The sequence below is a fragment of the Ruegeria sp. CDSA033 genome, assembly GCF_059612305.1.
In genome coordinates, this window is record NZ_JBXWQI010000009.1 from 121,714 (window position 1) to 144,657 (window position 22,944).

The window sequence follows — 22,944 nt, forward strand, 5'->3', positions numbered from 1 at the left end:
GAAAAGAAGGGGTGCACATGGCACCCCTTCCTTTTTCAACTTTGCAGGTATGAGCAGGAAATTTAGAATTCAGTTTCGCAGCACAAGCGCCAGAGGCTACTAGTTTGGCATTCGCCCCCAGCTTCGATGCGCTTCAACTTTGCATTATGGGTGAAGTCTACCTCGTAAACCTCAAGCACTCCCCTCTCGGAAAGGCTTGGCACTTCCGGGGGAATTTGTCATTGTTTGTGTATGAGCCTCATCAAATCTAAAAAACGTGTCGCCGACCACGGCGAAGTCTTCACTCCTGCGTGGATGGTGGACGCTATGCTGGACCTTGTGAGGGGTGAAACAGAGCGGATTGACGCCCGCTTCCTTGAGCCGGCGTGCGGTAGCGGAAACTTCCTCGTGCCGGTCCTGCAACGCAAGCTGGCCGCTGTGCAGATGAAGTATGGTAAGTCTGATTTCAACCGGCGGCAGTACGCGCTTGTGGGCCTGATGTGCTGCTACGGGATAGAAATTCTAGCTGACAACATCGAAGAATGTCGAGCGAACATGCTGGAAGTACTGTCAGACTACCTGCGCCTTGCACCAGAGGACGATCTGTACCGCGCCGCGTCGCATGTTCTTTCGACCAACCTTGTTCACGGCGATGCGTTGACCATGAAAACAACTCTTGGTAGTCCGATTTCGTTTGCGGAATGGGGATATATTGGCAAAGGTAAGTTCCAGCGCCGGGATTTCCGACTAGATGTTTTGACCGGCGCATCCGCATTTAACGCCGAGGGTTCTCTTTTTGCGGGCCTTGGCAATCATGAAATATTTAAACCGATAAGAACCTATTCCCCAATGACAATTAGAGATTTAGCTGATCAAACCGCGTTCGCCCTTGAGGCCGATAAATGAGCGGCGTTTCAGCGTTTGGCCGGACCATCCAACTCTTTCTGGTCGATGGCAAACCAACTGGATTGCGCAAAGCCACAATACACGGATGGACTGGATTGCTATTTGTATCCGGCGCGTCCGCTTTTGGAGACATGACGGCACGCGACGAGGTGGATCGAACCGGGGTCTACGTTTTAGCTGGCCCAAATCCCGAAAAACCGGGCGGTACGCGGGTCTATATTGGATCGGGGAACTCTGTTTCCGAACGGATCAGGCAAAGTGCGTTGAAGCGGGATTTCTGGGAAACCGCAATCACTGTAACGACGAGTGACGATGATCTATCGAAAGGTCATGCCGAGTACCTCGAAGCCCGATTGATCCAAGTATCGTCTGAGGCCGGTCGTGTAGTGCTCGACAATGGCACTCAACCAGACACATCGCGCCGCCGACTGCCGGAAGCCGATATCGCGAATATGGAGCAGTTCCTAGCAAACCTTCAGGTTATTCTGCCGATTGTAGGGTTGGACATGCTCAAGCCGCAACCAAAGGCCGTTACTGACACGGCCAAGTCGGTGGAGGAGCGCACGACTGGCGAGACGCAGTTCGAAATTCGACACAAGAGCGGCATTGAAGCGACGGCTGTAGAGGAGGACGGCGAATTTGTCGTTCTAGAAGGCTCCGAAGCCCTGACTGAAACTGGTTTTGTTCAGAACCAAACCTACATCTTGCTGAAGGCGAAACTTATCGCAGATGGGATTTTGGTCGAAAGCACATCGGGCAAGCTGCGTTTTTCGAAACCGTGGAGCTTTAATAGCCCTTCCGCAGCTGCCGCAATCGTACTTGATGGAGCGAGAAACGGTCGACACGAATGGAAGGTCAAAGGCTCCAAACAAACCTATCACGAATGGCAACAGGCACTTGCTGAGCGTCAGGGGGCGGTGACATGAACCAAGCCGCCTTCACGCTGCGCGGGCGGAACCCGGACGTTCTGTCCTGCATTGCTAATCTGTCCAACGATGAGGTATTTACACCGCCCGAGTTCGCCAACCGGATGCTGGACACACTGGCTGAGGCTTGGGCGGCGGATAATGATGGGGCGAGCATATGGGCCGACCCGTCCGTCAAGTTTCTTGACCCATGCACCAAGTCAGGGGTGTTCCTGCGAGAGATTACGAAACGCTTGATCGACGGTCTTGAGCCACAGATGCCCGAGTTGCAAGCTCGTGTGGATCACATCCTGACGCGCCAGGTCTACGGCATTGGCATCACCGAGTTGACCGCCATGCTGGCGCGGCGGTCGCTCTATTGCTCGAAACATGCGAACGGCGAACATTCGATAACAAAAGGCTTCAACTCCGAGTCCGGCAATGTCTGGTTTGAGCGCGTTGAGCACAGTTGGGACAAAAAGGGAAAGTGTATTTACTGTGGAGCCAACCGTTCATCTTTGGACAGGGGCGAAGACAGAGAAAGCCACGCCTACGCTTTCATTCACACCAACAACATAAAAGAGCGCGTGTCAGCGCTATTTGGAGATGACATGCAGTTTGACGTTGTAATCGGCAATCCACCTTATCAATTGGACGATGGCGGACATGGCACTAGTGCTGCCCCTATTTACCAGTTGTTTGTTGAGAAAGCGCTTGATCTTGAACCGCACTATTGCGTCATGGTTACGCCATCGCGCTGGATGGCGGGCGGTAAGGGCTTGGATGGTTATAGAAAGCAAATGCTGTCCGACAAAAGCCTTCGCACAATTGTTGATTACCCAAAGCTATATGAGGGATTTCCCGGCGTTAAAATTCGCGGTGGCATTTCATATTTTCTTTGGGACAGAGATCACAATGGCCCTTGCATAATGCAAACTATTTGGGACGGAGAACCCACTGGACCCGCAGTCGCTAGGCATTTGGACGACTATGATGTGATCGTCCGTAGGAACGAGGCTGTTCCGATATTGAACAAAGTGAAGTCGAAGAACGAGAACACTCTCGAAAAACGGGTTTCAAGCAGGAAACCCTTTGGTTTACCCACAAACTTTAAAGGGAAACCAAAGCCCGATGGGCTTTCTGATCCAGTTAAGCTCTTTCAAAATCAAAGCATCGCTTGGACAGAGCGCACCGTCATCGCCTCCAACCCAGATTGGATTGATAGGTGGAAAGTTCTTGTGACTCGTGTTCAAGGAACTAGCGCTGCTGTAGAAACCAAATTTTTGAGCAAGCCAATCATTGCCGAGCCAGGAACAGCTTGCACTGAGACCTATTTGGTTGCTGGCCACTTTGATACTGAGGCTGAGGCAACGAACTACGCTCGCTATTTATCGACCCGTTTTGTGCGTTTTTTGGTTTCACTTAGAAAGTCGACACAGGATGCGGCAAAGGGCGTCTATACCTTTGTGCCTGACCTTGCCACTTCCGAAGTATGGACGGACCAAAAACTCTACCGCCGATATGACTTCTCAGAGGAAGAAATAGCATTCATCGAGGCGCAGATTTCCCCCCATGATACAGACTTGTTTGACGATTTGGATGACGAATAATGAACCAAACCGTAGATGACATTCTAGAACCAAAGCCAAAAACACGCCCACGCATCTACGCTTACTCGATTGACGATGCCGCCCACGCGGGCCTTCTCAAAGTCGGGCAGACTACACGGGATGTGCGGCAACGGGTAAACGAGCAACTCGGCACCGCCGCGATCAAGAATTTCACCATCAATCTTGATGAGCCAGCAGAACGCGCAGATGGTTCCTTCATAACCGACCATGAAGTGCGCGCTCGCCTTGTCAGAAAGGGTTTTGTAAACACTGAAAAAGAATGGATGCAGTGTTCGCCAGCGGATGTGCAGACCGTTCTCACAGAATTGCGCACTGGGCAGAAACTTTCCGGCACCCATCATCTCGACTTTCCCATGCGTCGGGAACAGTCTGAAGCAGTCGAACAAACACACGCCTATTACATGTCCCGCTGGTCTGAGGACATGCACGCTGTTCCACGCTTTCTCTGGAACGCCAAGATGCGCTACGGCAAGACCTTCACGACCTACCAATTGGCGCGAAAAATGAACGCAAAGCGGGTTCTGGTGTTGACCTTCAAGCCAGCTGTTGAAGATGCATGGCAGACCGACTTAGAGAGCCATGTCGATTTCGATGGCTGGCAATATCTGTCCCGCAAGTCGGACGCCGACCCCACCCAGATAGATGAGAGTAAACCTGTGGTTTACTTTGGGTCGTTCCAAGACATGCTGGGCAGGGACAAGCTGGGGAATATCAAGGCCCGCAATGAGTGGCTACACGCTGTCAATTGGGACTTGGTGGTCTTTGACGAATACCATTTCGGTGCATGGCGCGAGAGTGCGAAGGAGTTGTTCGAAGGGGAAGAGGAAGCCCTTGAGCGCGAGGAAAAGCTGCTTGAAGATGCTAGGAAGCTAACCGACCGTGTGGCCGAAATGCAGGAGCCGCTTGAAGCCGAGGCCGAGTTCCTTCCCATCACTACGCGGGCGTATCTTTACCTCTCGGGCACGCCGTTCAAAGCGCTGGCGACGGGTGAGTTTATCGAAGAACAGATTTTCAACTGGACTTATACCGACGAGCAACGCGCCAAAGCCGAATTTTCCGTGAATAACCCCGGTCAATGGAACCCATACGGCTCGCTGCCGCAGATGCGGTTGCTGACTTATCAGATGCCAGATGAGTTGCTGTCCATCGCCAGTGCTGGTGAGTTTGACGAGTTCGACCTGAACGAGTTCTTTGCTGCAACCGGGACAGATGATGCGGCAGAATTCAAACACAAGGACGAAGTGCAGACGTGGTTGAATATCATCAGGGGCCAGCACGCGGCCCATGCGGTGGACAACCTCAGAACAGGAACGAGACCGCCGTTTCCATACTCTGACATTCGGCTGTTGCCATACCTCCAACACTCGTTTTGGTTCATGCCAAATGTCGCCGCTTGTCACGCTATGGCCAAGCTTCTGGCCGAGCGGCAAAATACCTATTGGCACGAATACGAAGTGGTGGTGTCGGCTGGTACGTCGGCAGGCATCGGGCTTGAAGCCTTGCCACCTGTTCGCGCGGCCATCGGCAGTGGCTTCGACACGAAATCGATCACGCTCTCCTGCGGCAAGCTCACCACCGGCGTAACGGTCAAGCAGTGGTCCTCAATCTTGATGCTACGGAACTTGAAATCTCCTGAAACATACTTTCAAGCAGCGTTTAGAGTGCAATCGCCGTGGGCGATCAAGAACCCCAACGGCGACAATCCTAGCGAAGAAGAGGTTCTCAAGCCGGTTTGCTTTGTGTTTGACTTCGCACCGACCCGCGCCCTTCGGCAGCTTTCCGATTATGGCATTGGGCTATCACCGAATGAGCCCAACCCAGAAAACGCGGTTCGTGATCTTGTGTCATTCCTTCCCGTGCTGGCCTACGATGGTGCGAACATGACCCAGATTGACGCCGGTGGCATTCTGGATATTGCAATGGCCGGAACGTCTGCGACCTTGCTGGCGCGCAAGTGGGAAAGCGCGCTTTTGGTGAACGTTGATAACGATACCCTTCGTCGCATCATGAATAACGAAGAAGCTATGAAGGCCGTGGAAGGCATCGAAGGGTGGCGAGCGCTCGGTGACAACATCATCGAGACGATCATCAACAAGAGTGAAAAAGTTAAAGATCTAAAGAAAAAGGCCAATTCAGGAGACATCTCGGATAGGGAAAAGAAGGAGCTTTCCACCGAGGAAAAAGAGTTCAAATCGAAGCGCAAACTGGTTCAAGAAAAGCTGGTCAAATTTGCGACTCGGATACCTGCGTTCATGTATCTGACTGATTTCCGCGAAAACACGCTCCAAGATGTAATTACAAAGCTTGAACCGGACCTGTTTTTGAGTGTGACAGGGCTAACCGTTTCGGACTTCCATTTGCTGGTTCGCCTCAAGGTTTTTAACACTGAGCATATGAACCAAGCGGTATTCGCATTCCGTAGATATGAAGATGCGTCTCTATCTTACAGTGGCCTCGATAGTCATGCTGGACTGACGAAGATTGGTTTGTACGATACAGTCGTCGGTAAGCCTGAAGCATCGGGCGTCCGCACTCTAACAAACGTCCAAAATGCCATTAAGGCGCACTGGGAAGGTGCTCCCGCCGAAAATGCAGTACGTATTTTAGACGGAATAGCCCAGTTGCAGAAAGCTAAAGGGGACGTACTAAGGATCCGCGACATATCAAGAATTCTGGATGCCGCAAAGTTGTCGGGCGACCTCATCGCCGCAATGGCAATTTTGGTCCAATCAGAGTTCGCTGTCTTTAAGGCTGGTGGTGAGTTGGTAGATGACGACGGTAGGCGGTACAAGCTCTCACCAGAAGAATTTCAGCGTGTCTTAGACTTGGACACAGTTCCTCATCCGCTTTCTCGGCATGAAGTCTCAGATGCATCCGAAAAGATTGAGTTGTACTTCGAGTTGGATACCGAAGTTTTCGAAGGCACAAAGCTATGACCCAAAGAGAACCAACCCTTGCCGAAGTCCGTGCCAAATTTGATGGTACTGCTCACGGAGCGGCAACTGATTTCTTCCTAGCTCAAAATCACGATGCGAGGGTTAAAGCTGTTCAAAAGGGCGTCGATTTTGCCTGTGCTGAGTTGGAAAAGAGCAGCAGTAAAAAACAGGGGCTGGGTGAGGACTCTATTACTTTGGATATCTGTTCGATGCTGAGCATGGCCGGATTTCAAGCGTCACATGACAAGTACAATAACGGCCATTGTGATATTGTGGTCGATGGAAAAGACACTTTTGTGTGGCTGGCTGAGGCGAAAGAGCACAGCAATTACAATTGGTTGGACAAGGGCTTCCAACAGTTAACAACACGGTACTCAACGGGTACAATTGGACAGAACCATGCAGATGTACTGGTTTATTGTTACAATGCCGATGCAAAAGCGATGCTTGGTAAATGGCGAAAAGAGTTGGTGAAACGCAACATCAACGTGGAGGCCGAAGAATCCTCCTGCGGCAACCCACTCCTGTTTTGCTCAAAAAACAAGCACACCAAGAGTGGATTGGATTTCCACGTCCGCCACAAAGTTATTGTGCTACATTGGGATCCGAAAGACAGATAGCCGCCAACACCATGAGAACCGTTTAAAGACTATCTGATGTAAATTCGGCGGCTGTTCCACGCCATTCTCGTCAGCTTAATTTGGGTCGATGGACGCATACGTACTCATTGCTTCCAAGCTTTTGATCCAATTATTGGGCTGACTGAGTTTTACTTTATCGCCTTTCCAATTGCTTGCCCAATCGTTTCAGCAGCGCGCAAGGCTGGGTCCGCGTCGACATGTGCGTAGCGTGCTGTTGTTTGTGTTTGCGTGTGTCCCAGCAAACGCCCAATGATGGGAAGCGCTACGCCTTGACCAACGGCAACGCTTGCCGCCGTGTGGCGAAGGTCATGAATGCGCAGGTCATCAAGCCCCGCTTCCCCGCATACCAGTTTCCAAGGCTTCGACAGGTTGACGATTGCCTTGTCCGCTTTCACGCCTGGAAAAACAAACTTGGACGATTGATGGCGCGTGGTGATCTTTTGGTTTTGAAGGACCGTGATCGCTTCAATGCTGAGGAACAGTGACTTTGCGCCCGTCTTGCTATCAGGGAGTGCGATAATACGCCGTTCCCAATCAATCCAACTCCATTCGCTGTTTGAGATTTCGCTGCGCCGCGCGCCCACGAGTAGAAGCAAGCGAAACAGATTAGCCATGTCGGGCCAGAGAAGCCCCAAGTCCACTAGGTTTGTCAGAGCAGCGCCAAGCCGTTCTAGTTCTTCCAGTGTCAGGTATCGCTCCCGCTTCCCCTCAGCGTGACGACGCACGTAACGGCAAGGGTTGGTGCCTTGGTCGCGCCATTCCCAGATTTCAGCAAGGGTCATCATCTTTGAAAGCACGGCAACCGAACGGTTCGCTTGGTAAGGTGTGTCACCCATCGAGCTATGCAAGCGATCAACATCAGCGCGGGAAATATCCCCAACGCGTCGATTTCCGAACGCAGGCTCCAATATGTTTTTCCAAAGTGAACGATAGTCGCGGACGGTCGCGGGTTTGAGCCGCTTCATGTCGCCTTTGTCGAAGCGATCCCAAAGGTCGCTCAACGATGGCGCTTCGCGTTTCTTGACCTTGTCGCTTTGAGGGTCTTCGCCTTTGGCGACTTGGGTTGCGCATTCTCTGGCAATGTTGCGAGCTGTTTCCAAGGGAATCTCACCGTGGCTACCGATGGTCATCCAGCGAGTAGGGGCACGCCGTCCTCCGCCATGCGGGCGATACTTGAAGATATAGCGCTTCCTGCCGGACTGCAGGATTTTGACGCCAAAGCCAGACAAGCCGCCGTCCCACAAAAATACTGGTTTTTTCGGGTCGTGCTCTGCTTCGTCGATGCGGCGCTTGGTTAGTTTCATAGGTTGCCTCTGAACTCTTTGATTTTGGTAATGGCAACCACCCAGCTACCACAGTGCGTGTTGTCATGTGCAAAAGCAAAGTATCAAATCGCGCCTGAGCATCAAACAAAAATCATTAAAAACAATATGTTATGATGCAATGCGGTGTGGTGTGGTAAAACGTAGTAGAACGCAAATTTCAAATTTGTAATCAGTAGGTCCGCGGTTCGAGTCCGTGTGGGGGCACCACTCACCTTTCATACGTGTCATGCAGGGTAAGATAAGAGTTCGAGTCCGTGTGGGGGCACCATTTAGCCTATAAAAACAATGCGTTACGACATCTTTCAGCGCGATTGCCAGCTGGTGCGGCGCAAAGCAGACGTATAGCAGACAATGGGTGAATCAGCGTTTTCTTTTCCAAAATGCATAACGGTCGATATGCTATCTCAAAAAGTAGACTGTTGGATCGAAATCTGTACTCTATTTTTATTGTTTTAAAACAATGTATTAATATGTTTCGATATGCAAATACTATGACGATTGAAGTTTTTGTCTTCGATGGGATTTGTAGGCGAATATCTTGATGACGCAGCTCGACAGCGATCAATGCGTTATTTCGTAACGCAAATATCAAATATTTGATTTTTAATGAAAAGTTTTGGTTTTTGCCGTGGTATCTTGTAAATCCGCGTACAAGATACCACGCTGGAAGTTAGGAGTAGTCTATGCCTTTTACCGCAATATGAAGCTCTGGACGCTCTGCCATTATGCTTCTTGCAATTGAGTTTAAATGGCCAACCACTTCAGTGAGCGACATCCATTCTTGAGTTTCAGGGTGCCGCCAACGCTTCTTATTTGCTTGGCAAATTAGCAGGCATCCAGCTCTACAGTTTTCGTGCTGCAAGTATTGACCCACCAGTTGATTGGTTAGTTCCCGCTCTAAGTCCCTCACACTCCAAGTTTCCCTCTTCAGCTCCACTGTGGCGTATCTAGTCATAGTGCGAGGTTGAAAACGGATATCTGTTCGGTTTTCGTCAACCACGACCGCTTCTTGAGTGAAGCTGAAAACACCTCGATCTCTTCCTCTAAGCCAATTCGTTATTGATCGCCGAAGATCGGTTTCTTGATCCAGCTTTCGCAAGCCTTCGATAGGTGTGTCTTCGGCATGCAAAACATCGTGCTCAAACGCGTCTAGCCTCGTCATTACGGCAGTTAGAAGAGTATTGTTGTCAAATGGTATGAAGGCACGCTCTCGGTCCAATTTTTGAAATGCCGCGAGCGGATGCGGCGTCATATCACTTATTTGTGCCGCGATTTCGTTTCCCATTCGCCGCATGCGATCTGGCATATGGGAGAATTCTGGTAGCTCAGCCAATTCGTGGATTGCAGCCAGTGTGCTGAGAGATTTCTTGTTCAACAGAGCTTCAAATAGGTAGGATCTGGCATCTTGAGCACTATCACGCAAGTCTGGTGTATAGGTGCCTTGATGTTCGGTGTCTTCATCTCTCCTGACTGCTTGATAAGCACGCAGAACGAGATCTTTTAGAAGTGGTACACTACGATCTTCGGGAATTGTACTGAAGTCTGGTACTTGGCGAAAATGCCTGTCACCAAAAACTTGCGCGAAAACACCTATTGCCTCCTCGCGTTCGTCAGGAGTGGCTAGGTTTTCAGTTTGCCTGAGAACATGTCTACACCCGTTTTCGGTGTCGAGTATCACCAACAAGAACAAGAGAAAAGCTTTTGAATGGTATGCACCTTCGACAAGCTGTTTTTCAACTGCGTTAGTAGCTATTTGGCTATGCTCGGTTTCACCTGCTTCCGCGATAATACGAATAGCGTATTCTATAGAGTTTTTGGCACCGGGTTGCTCCAAGGACATATATTCTGCAATGCGTGGCGCAATTCGAGCAGCTACTGCAGATTTCATGTTAACTGATCCATGGTACAAGACATCGTGGAACATTTCAGCATGGCCTACATCGGGCAAAAGTTCGAGTTGAGCTTGTGCTTCCGCTCCAACCACTTCCGCAACCGCTGCGGGATGCGCCTCGTCCAAAGTGGCCATAAATCCACCAAAACCGTTGAGTTCGATGCAGGCAATCCGGGCGGCCTTTACTGCCTCATCGTGGGAAAGAGACTTTGCCCAACCAATTTTCTCGGCCTCTGCTTTCACAGCAGTTAAGGCTAGCAACCAACTCCCGGGGTGGCACTGTCAGAAGAAACTTATTGAGGCGGGCAGGGCGAGCACTTAGCGTCGCAGGATGACAAGACGCAGCCCTTTTCGCTACTTCAAGACGAGCCCCGAGATCATCCGTCTGGCCGTCATGATGTATGTTCGGTTTCCGCTTTCGCTTCGCAATGTTGAAGATCTTTTGCACGAGCGCGGCATCGAGATCAGCCACGAAACTGTGCGTTATTGGTGGAACAGATTTGGCCCGATGTTCGCGGCAGAGATCCGCAGAAACAGGGTCAATCGGATGCGATCTTATTCGAACTGGCAGTGGCAACTGGACGAGGTCTTCGTGAAGATCAATGGCGAGACGCACTACCTATGGCGGGCTGTGGATCACGAAGGCGAGGTGCTGGAAAGTTATGTGACCAAGCGCCGTGACCGCAAAGCTGCGTTGAAATTCCTCAGAAAATCAATGAAACGCTACGGTCAACCTGAATCCATCGTGACAGACAAACTGCGGTCTTATGGCGCGGCGATGAGAGTTGTCGGGAACGGTAGTCGGCAAGAGACCGGCCGCTGGCTGAACAATCGGGCCGAGAATTCCCATCTGCCATTTCGACGATGAGAACGTGCGATGCTCCGCTTCAGGCAAATGCGGTGTTTGCAGAAGTTCGCCGCAGTTCATTCTTCCGTCCACAACCATTTCAATCAGGAACGCGCCCTCTACAGCAGAGACAATTTCAAGCTCAACCGCGCCGCTGCTCTCTCCGAGTGGCGCCAACTTTGTTCAGCATAAATTCCGGCAGTTAGGGGTAAACAGAGACTGCTTCGAATTGGTCTGACAGCACCTTCGGTTCCCATTGTCGCTTCGGAATGTCGAAGATCTGCTGCACGAGCGAGGCATCGACGTGAGCCACGAAACTGTCCGATACTGGTGGAATAGGTTCGGCCCGATGTTTGCTGCTGAGATCAGGCGGAAGCGGGTGCAGCAGCTGCGCGCGTTCTCGAAATGGAAGTGGCACGTGGACGAAGTCTTTGTGAAGGTGAATGGCAAACGCCACTACCTCTGGCGTGCAGTTGATCACGAAGGTGAAGTCCTTGAGGCCGTTGTCACCAAACACCGAAACAAAGCTGCGGCACTGAAATTCCTCAGGAAATTGATGAGGCGGCACGGCAATGCTGAAAAGATCGTCACCGACCGCTTCGCTTCCTGCAAGGCTGCTCTAAGAGAATTGGGTGCTCTCGAAAAACAAAGGACGGGCAGGTGGCTCAACAACCGCGTTGAGAATTCGCACCTGCCGTTCAGACGAAGGGAACGCGCGATGCAGCGTTTCAGGCGCATGCGAAGTTTACAGAAATTCGCCTCCGTCCATTCCTCTGTCTACAACCACTTCAACCAGGAAAGATCGCTCACCAGCCGGGACACCTTCAAGCTGACCCGCGCCGCCGCTCTTAGCGAGTGGCGTCAACTCTGTTCCGGATAGGTTCGCGGTTTCCGCGGCAAACTGAGACTGGTTCGAATTAGTCTGACAGCACCCGTTTGACAAATACACGCATACGTTTTCGTTAAGACCGAAGCAAAAACCGCGTGAGGGTAGCGCGCTTAGGTTCGCCTGCATAGTTTATTCTACCTGCAGATCGGCAATTCCAGTGGCGGTTGTTTGGGCAAGGATGCTCTCCAACTGTTTATGATAGGCTGGAGGCTGCTTTTGGGCCAAAACTTTGGTGCGCCGATTGCTTGTAGGCAAGCTGCGTTCCAATAAACTCCTGCTCGCGATAGTGATTTTCCTTTTTTTACCGCCTTGGCGACAGCGTTAATGTCTTTGGATTCCGGGTAGATGTAGAGGGTCGTCGGGTTCCCTTCTACAAGCGCCAGGATTTCTTTAGAGGCGGACTGTGACCATGTCGTACAACCATTGCTGCGACCACCCGTGTAGTTCACAAGCCTTCCGTAGGGGACATAACCGTCGTTGTCTGCGTGCGTGCTTTGTGGGTTTTTGAACCTGCATTGCCACTTTAGGAAAACGGCGGGATGGCCGCCGATGGCGCGCTCCCGGGCATTGCTCGTTTCTCCTTGACCATCAAACAAAAGGAACGTGCGGTAGAACGGCTGCGTTTTGCCGGATTGACTGTAGTAACCCTTGAATGACGTGCGGGTTTCAGCCGTCACATAGGCACCGCCGGCGGTTAGTTTCGATCCTTCTGCATTGCTGAAGTTCTTCGCGCATTGCCGACCATTCGAAAAATTGGCACGCTTGAGTTTTCGACCATTGCCGTAGCCGGACGAGACTGCTCGAAAGGACTTTTGCGACTCGCAGATGACGTAAAACCGCTTGCCGGGATTGCCGTTTCTTGTGGTACTTGGGCGGGTTGCATCTTTGGCAAGATAGCAGGGGTTCCTTACCTCGCCTCGACGTACTTTCTCTTTGTAAAGCGCTCGCGCCCTTTTCAAAACGATCGGGGCGATTTGCCCGTCACCCGTACCCACGTGCTTTTGTAACCACGCCGGGACATCTTGTGATATCGCTTCAACCCGGTCGGGCAGGGCGCCTGCCGCGATGGCAATTGTCATGGCGGAGAGTGCAAGACGGAGTGAATTCGGTAGCACCGGGAGATCTCCTGCTAGAATGTCCTCGGGGCCAGTCTACCACAAATCCCATGCAATCGGATGCCAGCCAAGTGTACAAACGAAGCTTCCTGTTGCCTCAAATCCCGTTTTGCGTTTCGAGGGGCTTGTCGTTCATATTGAACAAAAGTGCTGCGACGTTGAATAGGTGTCTGGACACTCGGAGGTCGACTTCCAAGTGAATGCCATGACTAATCGCCGAAAGTCTCTGTTGGTAACCGCAATGGCTGATCCGCACATTGCGCGGGGACAAACGGTGACGCTGAATGATGCGGTAAGTAATCTTCCGCAGTTGCACTCACTTCAAATTCAACGCGGAGAAGAGGTCATTTTGCTCAAGCCCAAAATGGCGATGGCTTGGATAGGCCGGCCAATCTAAGGTCTTGCTCGAAAAGCATTGTGGCTCCGTTAATAGGGACGGTAATCGATCAGCAGGAAATCCCACCTGTAGTCGAATTTTCTTGATGGGAACTCATTTAGTTGAGGAAATCTTCACCGAATTTACTTGCCACGCCGACCACACGGTTATCGTCAGTTTGAATTGAGTTCGCGGGATTGCCTCCTCCAAGCTCAGCCTTAGCGGAGGTCATCCAAAAAGCTCGTTGCCAGGGCGTCAAATCGGCCGGCAGCGCTTTTAACACAGTTTCCATCAAGGGAAGCGGAGTTCCGTCTTCTGCGAACTGAAAAGATGGGTACGCGTCGATGCCTTTATATGGAACAGAAAAAACCTTTCCGGTCCTCTTCCAGATCTCACCTATTCGCGTGATTTGCCAGGAACCTTTCTTCCACTGCGCATGAACAGATCTATTGTCCAGCAACGGATACTTCCGGGCAAACTCATCTTTGCGGATGTCATCGACCGCGCAAAACGGTTCTTCGAATTTGGTAAAATACATCTTCTAACCAACAACACTCTTTGAAACACAAAGGTCTATACTGTCAGAAACCCAACTGCTTGAAAGTAAGATTGTTCACACATTGCAGCACGATCTTTAGTGAGGGTTCAGGTTCATATTGTTGAATATAAATGGTTTATTTAAATTTCAGCTCGAAGGAAAATCGTCATCTGCTCAGCGTGAAAGTCCACAATGCCGTAGATCGAAGCGACAATCATTGCAACATGAACGTATTGATCACACATCATGTATGAACCGCGTAGAGGTCTGCTTCGAATGGGTTATACGAAGACTGCATTGTTGATGGCCGCAATGACGGCCTTATTCATGGGATTGGGATACCTTTTGGCAGGAGCGGGAGGCATGCTGTTCGCATTGGCGCTTGCAGCAGGCATGAACCTGTTTACATGGTGGAACTCAGACAAAATGGTCCTTCGCATGCTCAATGCAAGGCCAGTTTCATCTGGTGACCATACGGGGTTGTCCCAAATGGTCGGGGATCTCGCAAAGAATACGGGCATGCCTAAGCCCGCTGTGTATTTGATTGAAACACCCCAGACCAATGCATTTGCTACTGGACGCAATCCCGACCACGCAGCCGTTGCCGTCACTACGGGATTACTACAGACCCTCACACGGGATGAACTGGCGGGCGTTGTCGCGCACGAACTCGCACATATCAAGAACCATGACACTGCGATTATGACCGTAACCGCCACGTTCGCGGGTGCAATTACGATGCTGGCAAACTTCGCACTGTTCTTTGGTGGAAGACGGGATAACACCGTTGGTCTAGTGGGGACCATTGCGCTGATGATCTTGGCGCCATTGGCGTCTGCCCTCGAACGTATTCAGCAAGGCGCTGCAAGCATCGACAACGATGCTGCCGAGCGAAACCCGGCGACCGCACATATGTTCATCATCAATCCACTTCATGCGCACACACGTGACAAGCTGTTTTCAACTCACCCGTCGACGGCAAATCGGATAGCTGCGTTGCGAATGCTAGCCCAGCAGTCTAACCCCGCCGACGAAAGCAGCTATACTCGAAGCACTAAACCATCATCCAGGACTGGCCCTTGGGGGTGAAGGTCGCATGCAGGAACTGTTTCTAGTGGGCCTTGTCAGAAGAAGTCATCTTGAAGCAGACAGGGCCTTTCCTAGCCTTCGCACATAAACAAACGCTCGCCTTTGACGTAATTCAAAACCAGCCTCGAGATTAATCGTTTGATGGCACCCGGCGTTCTTTTTGATCTGAACGAACCTCCAGGCGTTGTTGTCTGGCTGGGAGGATTGACCTCAAGTGGGAACGCGACCCACCTCTGGCATCGTTTCGGCATGCACACGGTCTCGGATAAGCGCAAACATCCTGAGATCCAGCAGGGTTGTTGACGTGTATGAAATAACGCCAGCGCTGCACAGGCCCTGAAGCATTACGTCGTCCAGAAGCAATTCCGGTTGCGTGCGGTCAAGGACGTGCTTTGCTGTTCTCAAATTGCAGGCAACGCCAAAATTGTAGGCGACGCAAACAATCTCAACACCATCAAGCTGGGTCGCGAGTTCTTGGAAAGTCGAGCAATCTTCGGCCGGCGCGACATTTAACATACGAATTGGATCCATCGTTTCGGACTCCTGATTATTGCTGTGAGGAGTGTGTGTGCGGTTTCATCGCGACCGCTCGCGTTAATGTCGGGCCGCTGAGTTCTTCTGGAACATGACCGCTGATTGAGTTTGATAAGATGGGAGAAGTGGTTTTGGGCGCTCGTGTATAAGCGTGCGCCCAATTAGCAAGGATACACTTCCCAAGGCTAATCCCAAGACGAGAGCATTGGCAAAGAAGACGCCGCCAAACAGGGATGCGGCGATGTTTCCGGGCTGCTGAACAGCCGTACCCGTCACGATTTCCAACCAGTCATACAGGTAAAACGCGAACAGAACAGACAGGCCCACAGGCGTAACGATGAATGCTGTTCCAAGGCAGATCAAACCGCGACCGAGTAAGGCTCGTGGCGTCTGTCCTTTGAGCACGAAGGTAGCTATTGCCCCAAAAATGCCGAGAGCGAAGACTAAGTCCACTGGAAAGGCCAGGTCACCCGAGACAGAGCGTGCGGCGGCCGAGATGAGAGGCAACAGGATGAAAGTGACGAACCCTGCGGCAAGAAGTCCGGTGAATGTTTCAGGTAAAGAGCGCGATAACAAAAAGTTACCGCGTTCTTGTTGATGGATAGGAACAAGCCCGGCCGGAAAAAACTGACCGAACTGTGCTGACAGTTTGTTTGGACGAGATGGCATCATGGCCCCGAGTTTTGTTGATGGTACGGCGGTTCAATTGGCCGCTTATGCCCCTGAATTTGGCGAGCCAGCGTTTTGTTTCTTTTGGCACCTAGTCAAATTCTTGTGGAAGTTGGACAAGTTGAGTTGGAAGGATTGATTAGAGCGTTTGGCTGAACGCGGGACGGACACGGTTGGCCTGCTCGCACCGCGACACTGTCAGCCATGGCGCCTGTTGAACCTCTGTCGCGCGCGTGTTGTATTGGAATTTGGCCGATGGGTATCGATAGATGCGCTGATTTCGAAACCCGATAGTTGCAAGCTACTGAAAACTGAGCGGCCCGTCCCTAAATCGGAAGGGTTAGATTTTCCACCTGCATGTCAGGTCAAACCGACGGATTTACCGTGATATCAGGAGAGCACATGTCTGCTTTTGACCAAACCGCGTCGTCTTTCACCAAAGCCTCTGATTTGCTGGTCGCAGCGCTCGAGGCGGAGGGCGTTGAGTATATTTTCGCCGTCCCGGGTGAGGAAAACCTGGATGTGCTGGAGTCTTTGAGAACTTCCAAGATTGAACTTGTTCTGACCCGTCACGAACAAGGCGCGGCATTCATGGCGGCAACATATGGGCGTTTGACAGGAAAAGCCGGCGTCTGCATGGCAACACTGGGTCCCGGTGCCACAAATTTTGCCACACCCGCCGCCTATGCGCATTTGGGTGGGATGCCGCTGGTTATGATCACGGGCCAAAAGCCGATCAAAAAATCGAAGCAGGGCCAGTTTCAGATCATTGATGTGGTGGGTTTGTTCGACCCGATTTGCAAGATGTCTAAGCAGATTGTGCACGGCAACACCATCCCCTCGTTGATCCGCGAAGCGTTTCGCGTCGCGCAAGAGGAACGTCCCGGCGCCGTTCTGTTGGAACTTCCCGAGGATATAGCGGCCGAAGATACCACCGAGCCGGTCCTGCAACCTCATCCGCGCTACTACGCCGTGGCTGGTGACACAGTTCTGAATGAGGCGGCTGAGATGATCCGCTCGGCTAAAATGCCTCTGCTTTTGTTGGGGGCAGGTGCCAACCGAAAGCATGCTCGCAGCGCACTCAGCCAGTTTGTTAATGACACGCAGATTCCGTTCTTTGACACGCAGATGGGCAAAGGCGTAGTGGACGAGCGGTCCGATCTATTTTTAGGGACCGCAGCGTTGTCCGACGGGGACTACTTGCACTGCGCCATCGAAAGGGCCGATCTGATCATCAACGTGGGCCATGACGTGGTGGAGAAACCTCCTTTCTTTATGAAAGAAGGCGGGACCAAGGTTATCCATGTGAACTACAAGGCGGCGCAAGTTGACCAAGTCTATTTCCCGCAAGTCGAGGTTGTCGGCGATCTGGCGCAATCCATCGAACGGTTGGGCGATAAGCTTGGTGGCCCACTGGATTTTGACCGCAGCTATTTTGAGAGGGTCAAGCAGGAAACCGACGTGCACATCTCGGCAGGAGCAGATGATCCGCGTTTTCCAGTTATCCCGCAGCGCTTTGTTGCCGATACGCGCAAAGTCATGCGTGACTGCGATATCATCGCATTGGACAATGGCATCTATAAAATATGGTACGCGCGAAACTATCAGGCCTACCAGCCCAATACAGTCCTGCTGGATAACGCACTGGCCACGATGGGAGCTGGCCTTCCCTCAGCCATGATGGCGGCCAAACTCTATCCTGACCGACGCGTAATGGCGATATGTGGCGACGGCGGCTTTATGATGAACAGTCAGGAAGTTGAAACGGCCGTTCGCTTGGGCCTCAATCTGGTTGTGACGGTGCTGAACGACAGCTCGTACGGGATGATCCGCTGGAAACAGTCTCACGCTGGGTTTGAAGATTGGGGACTGGAGTTCAAAAACCCTGATTTTGTGCAATATGCCAGAAGCTATGGTGCGACCGGCCACCGGGTAGAGCGAACTGAGGATCTGGTCCCCACCTTTGAACAAGCGTTTGCTGCAGGTGGCGTCCATTTGATCGATGTTCCTGTCGATTACAGCGAAAACCAACGCGTACTGATTGATGAACTGGCGGAAAAAGTCTGTCTCATCTGATCGGTTTTTCGAAGGTTGGTCAGAGCAACTTGGCTTGAGGCGGTCGGGGCGTTATGTAACCGCTCGTTTCTTTTCATCGTCGATCAGCGAAGCTCAGCTATAAGTCTCTGGAGCTTTTCGTAGGTTGGGCCATTGTTTCGGGCAATGACCGTAAATCACGAACGCGTCGTTCTCTGCGGCCAGTTTCATCACGCGTTCTGCGCTGGCATTTGCCGCGGCCTCGTTCCATGCCCCCACGAACTTCTCGTCAAATTCTTCAACTCTTGAAATCGCGTCGCTGGTCAACATCACCGCTCGTGATGGTAGTTCAACCAACAGTGCGATCTGACCCGGCGAATGACCTGGCGCTTCCAACACTGTTAGCCCCGGGCCGACACGCACATCGCCCTCAACCTGAAGATAGTCACACTCGGGCCAGTCTATTGGGCGCGCGTTGCCCCAGTACAACGGCTTGGCGAGTTTGCGTTCATTGGCAGAGATCAGGATCGGCGCCTCTGGAAATGCATGCAACCCGCCCACGTGGTCGATGTGGGTATGCGTGCAAACATGAAGTGTGACATCTTCAGGGGTCAACCCCAGCTTTGCCAACTGTGCTGCAGGTAGGTTGTCTGGTTTGCATTCAAGCACCTCGCCAAACTCATCCAATCGGTCTTCTTCAGAGGCAGATTGGGCGTTCGTGGCGTATTTTTCCGGGAGGCCAGTGTCCACAAGGATCGTTTCATTTTCATTCGTTTGGATAGCAAAGCCCGAAATGCCGATTATGCGGCCGTTGAAGTGAACCTTGAACAAACCGTAGTCCAACACTGCAAGGCTCACCGGTCGACCTTTGATAAAACCTTCAGCCTGCACTAGGTCTCTCCTCCGTTGTCCGGCAAGAACTTGGCGCACAGTTCGAAAGTCAGTGCACATACGCAATTACGATACCAAATGGATGGCGGGGTGCCTCCCTAGGTAGTCAATCTAGCCAACCCACAGTCTGTACTACAGAAAGATTCAAAAGTGTTCGCTTGGCCGTGTGCCGTTGTTGGTAATGCGTGCTAGCTTTGCGGTAACGACGGGGCAACGGTATTGACCAACGACACGAAACACGATCCGCTGGATGAATTACTACGCGCTCGGTTGCGCATCCCGGTTGGCGCTGACTTTAAGCTAAGGGCGCTATGTCAGTTAATGAAGGGCGTTGACTGGATCAGTCGCGCCGCGACCGGCCAAGCGTTTTTTGCCTTGAACGAAACAGAACGAATTCTGTTGGAACTGGATGAACGTATTGGGCACGACTTGGTACGAGCGGTGCTTGCGATGAACGGGGGAACTGTTGTCAAAGCCCACGGGCTTGAAAACATTCCTGCCAGCGGCCCCGTCATCATTGGATCGACACATCCTATCGGCACTTTCGATTTCTTGGCCCATGCAGGAGCTCTGCTCGACCACCGTTCCGACTTGAAAGTTGTCGCTGGGCGCGAGGCCGAGCGGTTTCTTGGGCGGGACTTGATCGTACCGGTGGATTTAGATCGACAGGACAAGGTGCTGACGGCGCGCCAAACTCGGGCGGGCATGTTGTCGCATCTACAGGAGGAGGGCGCGCTTCTGGTTTTCGGCTCGGGCCGCGTGCCAACGCTGAAAGACGGACTTCTGATCGAGCCACAATGGCGAACCGGGGTTACTCGTGTTTCCGCAGAAAGCGGAGCGCCGATAGTCCCGGCCTCGGCGAACATGCGTAATTCGCGGCACTACTACCGAACTCGACGATTGGCGGCGCTACTCGGTGGGGGAAACGACGAGTTCGGACGGAGGGTGGCATCGTTGAGGTACGTGTCAGAGCTGATTGCCAAACTGGGTGGAACCTACGATGTGTATTACGGCCCAATACAACCTGCGGGAACTGCACCGGACCTTCTGAAAGAGCTATCAGAAGGATTGGTGCCTGGTCTTTACAAATCCTAGGGCACTACAGCAGGGCGAAAGAAAAGATCGGTCAGCACCATGGGGTGAGGGTGTCATTGAGAGTTAGGTCGCGCGTTAGTTTTAGCCTAAGGTTAAAACTGAACTGGTAGGATTTGTCTCGGTTCAGGTTTCGAAACCAATACAGAAATTCGCTTCCGTCCATTCCTCCATCTACAACAACTTCAACCAGGAAAGATCGCTTGCCAGCAGAGATACACTCAAGCTGATACGCACCGCCGCCTTCGCCGAATGGTGCGAACATGGTGCAGCGCAAAGGGCAGCTATATTGGCCTAGCTCAGACTAGTTCGAATTGGTCTGACAGCATCGAAAAGTCTGATCGGTGGGTTTGCTATCCATGCCCCAGAGCCTGCTCGTTTTCATCAAAAAAGTGTAGTTTGTCGGTCGGGAAATGCAGACCAATCTTCGCCCCAGGCTTAAGGTCCGTATCACCGTTAAGTCGGGCGGTTACCTTTTCTTCCACGCCGCAATCAACAATCAGGAAAGTGTCTGCACCCAGGTATTCGATCACCTCGATGACACCATCGCTTTGACCATCACCAGCTGCGACCACCTCAATATGCTCAGGCCGCACGCCGAGTTTGGTTGCGTTTCCGGATAGATCAAACTCACCACTACGACCGTGCTCCAGCTTGTAAGTGCCGCCTTCAGTCGTGCAGGGCAGGATATTCATCTTTGGACTGCCGATGAATTGGGCCACGAACAGATTGGCAGGGCGCTCGTAAAGCTCTCGCGGAGTGCCGACCTGTGCGATCTTCCCGTATTCCAGCACCACAATCCGGTCGGCGAGAGTCATTGCCTCAACCTGATCATGCGTGACGTAGATCATCGTGCGCTTGAGGCTTTGGTGAAGTTTGGCGATCTCATACCGCATCTCAACCCGAAGCGCTGCATCTAGGTTTGAAAGCGGCTCATCGAACAGGAACGCCGTCGGATCACGTACGATGGATCTTCCGATGGCCACCCGCTGCCGCTGACCGCCGGACAGGTCCTTTGGCCTGCGCTCAAGGAATGGTCCCAGCTTGAGAACCTCGGCGGCCCGGTTGACCTGTTCGGCTATCTCGACCTTGGGAACACCCGCAACTTTCAGCGAGAACCCCATGTTCTCAGCAACCGTCAGGTGCGGGTACAGCGCATAGGATTGGAACACCATCGTCAGCCCGCGTTTTGAGGGCGGATGATCTGTGACGTCGCTGTCACTGATCAACAGAGATCCGCGCGAGATGTCCTCGAGCCCGCCAATCATGCGCAGCAGGGTGGACTTTCCGCAGCCGGACGGGCCGACGAAGACAATGAACTCACCTTCCTCGATCTTGAGATCTACGCCCTTGATGACCTGCGCCGAGCCGAACCATTTTTCGACTGACTTTAGTTCGATGCTACCCATCAGGCCCTCCCTGCCCAGTGAAGCCAGACGGCGGCTGTCCAGGTGAATGCCTGGCCACCCGCAGGGCTGCCGGTTTTTGGGTCGAAGTACTCTGCGAACCCATAGCCCGATATCAGTTCGGCAGTTTTCTGGCGCAGCTGTTCTGCCTGTTGTGCATGCCCCATATCGGCCAGGCCAAACCCGATCATCATGTTCATGAAGGCCCAAGTCGGACCTCGCCAGTACCGACGTGCGTCGAATTTCGGCATATCCGGATCATAGCTTGGAACGGGGTAAGGCACATTTTCCAGTACTGATTTCAATCCTTTAAGCATCCGATCAGACTCCATGCCAGCGTACCAACACAAGTATGACGCGTTGGAAATACTCTCGGCCATCTCCCCGGTATGCGCGTCACGGGAGTCGAAGCTCCCTAGGTCCTCGTTCCAAAGCGAACGCGCGCCGGATTCCAGCTTTTCAATGTCCTCACTCAGGCCCTCGGCCTCCAGTTCGAACTTCTCGCTGATCATCAGCAAGTCCCGTGCAGCGCGAAGAGTGGTGAACGTCATAGTGGGATCGGCGACGCGGAACGGGTTCAGGGACAACAGGGCTTGCTGGTCCCATACCGCATCTCGGCCGATCTGAACCAGCTTAATGTATCGGTCGTAATCGAACTTTGTAGGCCGGTCGTCGCTGTTCACGTGGCTGGTGTCGCGGCGCTGGTATTCCCCAACATCCGATGCATCCATGCGCGCCATGGAGTTGTCCCAATCAGGTGCGTTGTCGCGACCTGCCTCCCACGGATGGGTCGTGCAAACGGCACCGAATTCATCAAGGCGCCATTTCATGATCCAACGATGCCACGCCAACAATTTAGGGAACAGCTCCTTCATACGAGCATCCCCAAACGCGGTATCCTGTTCCCAGATTTTACGTGCCATGGTCGCAGCAATGGGTGGTTGGATGATGCCCGAAGACGGGATCGGGCCATTGCATCCCCAAACATCGGGGCCGGGGAAATACCCTTCATCCTGCTGGTGGAACAGGATATGCGGAACCATGCCGTCTTCCCATTGCCCGGTGAACAGCGTCTCGATCTCAGTCCAGGCGCGGTCGAGGTCGAACTGGGCAAAGCCAAGCGCGGCAATCGCGCTGTCCCAGTTCCACTGGTATGGATACAGCCCCTCGGTAGGAATGGTGTAGCCGCCGCGATCGTTCGCAATCAGGATATTGCGCGCCTCGCGGTCGGGGTTCGTATGTTGGTTCAT

The 22,944-nt window shown here is 52.4% G+C and carries 17 protein-coding genes and 2 pseudogenes; 10 read left to right on the plus strand and 9 right to left on the minus strand.

The genetic code is table 11. The annotated features are described in order from the left end of the window. Nucleotides 1-231: 231 nt before the first annotated feature. From AC2FLA_RS13530 to AC2FLA_RS13550, 5 genes are read left to right on the plus strand one after another with little or no spacing between them, the layout of a single operon-like run. The gene (locus tag AC2FLA_RS13530) at nucleotides 232-885 is read left to right on the plus strand and encodes an N-6 DNA methylase (RefSeq protein ID WP_496722797.1); all 654 of its coding nucleotides are present in this window, start codon (nucleotides 232-234) and stop codon (nucleotides 883-885) included. Beyond that, nucleotides 882-1,811 carry a GIY-YIG nuclease family protein gene (locus tag AC2FLA_RS13535; protein ID WP_496722799.1) on the plus strand — a complete coding sequence of 310 codons (930 nt, stop codon included), beginning with the start codon at nucleotides 882-884 and terminating at the stop codon, nucleotides 1,809-1,811. The genes AC2FLA_RS13530 and AC2FLA_RS13535 overlap by 4 nt, the downstream gene beginning before the upstream one ends. Next, nucleotides 1,808-3,400 (plus strand): Eco57I restriction-modification methylase domain-containing protein, encoded by a 1,593-nt coding sequence (locus AC2FLA_RS13540; protein ID WP_496722801.1) that lies wholly within the window; start codon nucleotides 1,808-1,810, stop codon nucleotides 3,398-3,400. The genes AC2FLA_RS13535 and AC2FLA_RS13540 overlap by 4 nt, the downstream gene beginning before the upstream one ends. Continuing rightward, a complete protein-coding gene (locus tag AC2FLA_RS13545; RefSeq protein ID WP_496722803.1) occupies nucleotides 3,400-6,357 on the plus strand; it encodes a GIY-YIG nuclease family protein in 2,958 nt (985 codons plus the stop codon). Before AC2FLA_RS13540 ends, AC2FLA_RS13545 begins: the two co-directional genes overlap by 1 nt. Next, a complete protein-coding gene (locus tag AC2FLA_RS13550) occupies nucleotides 6,354-6,977 on the plus strand; it encodes a hypothetical protein (RefSeq protein ID WP_496722804.1) in 624 nt (207 codons plus the stop codon). Before AC2FLA_RS13545 ends, AC2FLA_RS13550 begins: the two co-directional genes overlap by 4 nt. Nucleotides 6,978-7,126: 149 nt before the next feature. Here AC2FLA_RS13550 and AC2FLA_RS13555 read toward each other — a convergent pair whose 3' ends face one another. After that, entirely contained in the window at nucleotides 7,127-8,302 is a 1,176-nt protein-coding gene (locus tag AC2FLA_RS13555) for a tyrosine-type recombinase/integrase (protein WP_496722806.1), read from the minus strand. Nucleotides 8,303-8,993: 691 nt separating this feature from the next. Next, nucleotides 8,994-10,457 (minus strand): hypothetical protein, encoded by a 1,464-nt coding sequence (locus tag AC2FLA_RS13560; RefSeq protein WP_496722808.1) that lies wholly within the window; start codon nucleotides 10,455-10,457, stop codon nucleotides 8,994-8,996. 88 nt (nucleotides 10,458-10,545) lie between these two features. On the opposite strand from AC2FLA_RS13560, the pseudogene AC2FLA_RS13565 reads away from it, so the two are divergent. Together AC2FLA_RS13565 and AC2FLA_RS13570 are read left to right on the plus strand one after the other, a co-directional pair. Continuing rightward, nucleotides 10,546-11,253: pseudogene (locus AC2FLA_RS13565) on the plus strand (IS6 family transposase). A gap of 49 nt (nucleotides 11,254-11,302) precedes the next feature. Further along, nucleotides 11,303-11,941 (plus strand): annotated as a pseudogene (locus AC2FLA_RS13570) (IS6 family transposase); the annotation flags it as partial. A 143-nt stretch (nucleotides 11,942-12,084) separates the two neighbouring features. On the opposite strand, the gene AC2FLA_RS13575 reads toward AC2FLA_RS13570, so the two are convergent. Both AC2FLA_RS13575 and AC2FLA_RS13580 read right to left on the minus strand, forming a co-directional pair. Further along, nucleotides 12,085-13,029: a hypothetical protein gene (locus AC2FLA_RS13575; RefSeq protein WP_496722809.1), complete on the minus strand. Its 945-nt coding sequence runs from the start codon at nucleotides 13,027-13,029 to the stop codon at nucleotides 12,085-12,087. A 530-nt stretch (nucleotides 13,030-13,559) separates the two neighbouring features. Further along, entirely contained in the window at nucleotides 13,560-13,979 is a 420-nt protein-coding gene (locus AC2FLA_RS13580; RefSeq protein ID WP_496722811.1) for a hypothetical protein, read from the minus strand. Between the two features lie 276 nt (nucleotides 13,980-14,255). Here AC2FLA_RS13580 and AC2FLA_RS13585 point away from each other — a divergent pair, with 276 nt between their 5' ends. Further along, on the plus strand, nucleotides 14,256-15,068 hold the full coding sequence (locus tag AC2FLA_RS13585) for a M48 family metalloprotease (protein ID WP_496722813.1): 813 nt from the start codon (nucleotides 14,256-14,258) through the stop codon (nucleotides 15,066-15,068). Nucleotides 15,069-15,278: 210 nt separating this feature from the next. Here the strand turns inward: AC2FLA_RS13585 and AC2FLA_RS13590 are convergent, their stop codons facing one another. Continuing rightward, nucleotides 15,279-15,599 carry a hypothetical protein gene (locus AC2FLA_RS13590; protein ID WP_496722815.1) on the minus strand — a complete coding sequence of 107 codons (321 nt, stop codon included), beginning with the start codon at nucleotides 15,597-15,599 and terminating at the stop codon, nucleotides 15,279-15,281. A gap of 63 nt (nucleotides 15,600-15,662) precedes the next feature. Then, complete coding sequence (locus tag AC2FLA_RS13595; protein WP_496722817.1) at nucleotides 15,663-16,274, minus strand: hypothetical protein; 612 nt, start codon at nucleotides 16,272-16,274, stop codon at nucleotides 15,663-15,665. Nucleotides 16,275-16,673: 399 nt separating this feature from the next. Between AC2FLA_RS13595 and AC2FLA_RS13600 the strand changes: the two genes are divergently transcribed. Beyond that, a complete protein-coding gene (locus AC2FLA_RS13600; protein ID WP_496722818.1) occupies nucleotides 16,674-18,347 on the plus strand; it encodes an acetolactate synthase large subunit in 1,674 nt (557 codons plus the stop codon). Between the two features lie 93 nt (nucleotides 18,348-18,440). On the opposite strand, the gene AC2FLA_RS13605 is transcribed toward AC2FLA_RS13600, so the two are convergent. Next, complete coding sequence (locus AC2FLA_RS13605; protein WP_496722820.1) at nucleotides 18,441-19,196, minus strand: N-acyl homoserine lactonase family protein; 756 nt, start codon at nucleotides 19,194-19,196, stop codon at nucleotides 18,441-18,443. 219 nt (nucleotides 19,197-19,415) lie between these two features. On the opposite strand from AC2FLA_RS13605, the gene AC2FLA_RS13610 reads away from it, so the two are divergent. Further along, the gene (locus AC2FLA_RS13610) at nucleotides 19,416-20,291 is read left to right on the plus strand and encodes a 1-acyl-sn-glycerol-3-phosphate acyltransferase (protein ID WP_496722822.1); all 876 of its coding nucleotides are present in this window, start codon (nucleotides 19,416-19,418) and stop codon (nucleotides 20,289-20,291) included. A 350-nt stretch (nucleotides 20,292-20,641) separates the two neighbouring features. Here AC2FLA_RS13610 and AC2FLA_RS13615 read toward each other — a convergent pair whose 3' ends face one another. After that, nucleotides 20,642-21,697, minus strand: coding sequence for an ABC transporter ATP-binding protein (locus AC2FLA_RS13615; RefSeq protein ID WP_496722824.1), 1,056 nt, complete (start codon nucleotides 21,695-21,697; stop codon nucleotides 20,642-20,644). After that, nucleotides 21,697-22,944 carry an MGH1-like glycoside hydrolase domain-containing protein gene (locus AC2FLA_RS13620; protein WP_496722826.1) on the minus strand — a complete coding sequence of 416 codons (1,248 nt, stop codon included), beginning with the start codon at nucleotides 22,942-22,944 and terminating at the stop codon, nucleotides 21,697-21,699. The genes AC2FLA_RS13615 and AC2FLA_RS13620 overlap by 1 nt, the downstream gene beginning before the upstream one ends.

Excerpts from the sequence above, each read along its gene's own strand:
- AC2FLA_RS13545 (WP_496722803.1), top strand. The coding sequence starts at position 3,400 with ATGAACCAAACCGTAGATGACATTCTAGAACCAAAGCCAAAAACACGC.
- AC2FLA_RS13535 (WP_496722799.1), top strand. The coding sequence starts at position 882 with ATGAGCGGCGTTTCAGCGTTTGGCCGGACCATCCAACTCTTTCTGGTC.
- AC2FLA_RS13540 (WP_496722801.1), top strand. The coding sequence starts at position 1,808 with ATGAACCAAGCCGCCTTCACGCTGCGCGGGCGGAACCCGGACGTTCTG.
- AC2FLA_RS13575 (WP_496722809.1), bottom strand. The coding sequence starts at position 13,029 with ATGACAATTGCCATCGCGGCAGGCGCCCTGCCCGACCGGGTTGAAGCG.
- AC2FLA_RS13590 (WP_496722815.1), bottom strand. The coding sequence starts at position 15,599 with ATGGATCCAATTCGTATGTTAAATGTCGCGCCGGCCGAAGATTGCTCG.
- AC2FLA_RS13620 (WP_496722826.1), bottom strand. The coding sequence starts at position 22,944 with ATGAACCAACATACGAACCCCGACCGCGAGGCGCGCAATATCCTGATT.
- AC2FLA_RS13550 (WP_496722804.1), top strand. The coding sequence starts at position 6,354 with ATGACCCAAAGAGAACCAACCCTTGCCGAAGTCCGTGCCAAATTTGAT.
- AC2FLA_RS13555 (WP_496722806.1), bottom strand. The coding sequence starts at position 8,302 with ATGAAACTAACCAAGCGCCGCATCGACGAAGCAGAGCACGACCCGAAA.
- AC2FLA_RS13530 (WP_496722797.1), top strand. The coding sequence starts at position 232 with ATGAGCCTCATCAAATCTAAAAAACGTGTCGCCGACCACGGCGAAGTC.
- AC2FLA_RS13595 (WP_496722817.1), bottom strand. The coding sequence starts at position 16,274 with ATGATGCCATCTCGTCCAAACAAACTGTCAGCACAGTTCGGTCAGTTT.
- AC2FLA_RS13580 (WP_496722811.1), bottom strand. The coding sequence starts at position 13,979 with ATGTATTTTACCAAATTCGAAGAACCGTTTTGCGCGGTCGATGACATC.
- AC2FLA_RS13615 (WP_496722824.1), bottom strand. The coding sequence starts at position 21,697 with ATGGGTAGCATCGAACTAAAGTCAGTCGAAAAATGGTTCGGCTCGGCG.
- AC2FLA_RS13585 (WP_496722813.1), top strand. The coding sequence starts at position 14,256 with ATGGGTTATACGAAGACTGCATTGTTGATGGCCGCAATGACGGCCTTA.
- AC2FLA_RS13600 (WP_496722818.1), top strand. The coding sequence starts at position 16,674 with ATGTCTGCTTTTGACCAAACCGCGTCGTCTTTCACCAAAGCCTCTGAT.